This is a genomic window from Pseudoalteromonas sp. ND6B, assembly GCF_000764215.1.
GTDB lineage: Bacteria > Pseudomonadota > Gammaproteobacteria > Enterobacterales > Alteromonadaceae > Pseudoalteromonas > Pseudoalteromonas tetraodonis.
The window spans coordinates 1-948 of sequence record NZ_JQFL01000079.1; the positions used below are offsets into that span (position 1 = coordinate 1).

Sequence of the window (948 nt, forward strand, 5' to 3'; positions counted from 1 at the left end):
CCCCCTGTGTCAGGATAGTTGTCGCCTCTAACATTTAGCAGAGGCAAATAAAATGAGACGTCAATTTACACAAGAATTTAAAGTTCAAGCTGTTGAAAAAGCATTATCTCAATGTGATGATGTTCGCTTAGAAGATATTGCAGATGATTTAGGTGTCGGTTATTCAACGTTACAACGTTGGATAGCACTGGCAAAAAAGCATCAACTTGAAATACACCAGACGGGTAGCCAAATGACAGCAGAAAAACGACCACAAGACTGGAGTTTAGAAGAAAGGCTCAACGCGGTCATTGAGTGTGGAAGTTTAGATGAAGCCGCCATAAATGAATACTGCCGTAATATAGGGCTTTATCCGCATCATATTCAGCAATGGAAGAAAGACTTAGTAACACCACCTTCAAATAAAACAGTAAAGTCAGACAGTAAACAGCTTAAGCAAGAAATAAAGCAACTGCAAAAAGAACTGAATCGCAAAGATAAGGCCTTAGCTGAAACTGCCGCTCTACTTGTACTCAAAAAAAAAGCGGATGCACTTTGGGGTTTCAACGAGGACGATTAACAACAGCGACTGAGCGACATGAATTAATAACGCTTATCACAAACGCACAGGCTTCAGGGGCAAGGAAAGAAAAGGCATGTGAGTTACTTGGACTGACACTAAGAACCGTTCAGCGGTGGATTGAAGCAGACGATATGACTGACAAACGGACGAGTACGAAAAAACAGCCGCCTAACCGTCTCACAGAGTTAGAGCGGCAGCGCATTATTAATACGGCTAATTCAGCCGAATATGGGCATTTACCGGCCAGTAAAATAGTCCCTAAGCTGCTTGATAAGGGCATATGGATAGCGTCTGAAAGTTCGTTTTATCGTGTCATGAAGGCACATAACTTATTAACGCATAGAGAAAAAGTAAAGCCAGCTAAGCCGATGAAAAAGCCAAGAGCA

Annotated in this window: 1 protein-coding gene and 1 pseudogene; both read left to right on the plus strand. The window is 42.0% G+C overall.

Annotated features, from left to right (window positions below; genetic code table 11):
• Positions 1-52: 52 nt before the first annotated feature.
• Positions 53-559, plus strand: coding sequence for a transposase (locus ND6B_RS02005; protein ID WP_008464884.1), 507 nt, complete (start codon positions 53-55; stop codon positions 557-559).
• A pseudogene (locus ND6B_RS02000) lies at positions 535-948 on the plus strand (helix-turn-helix domain-containing protein); the annotation flags it as partial. The gene ND6B_RS02005 and the pseudogene ND6B_RS02000, both read left to right, overlap by 25 nt.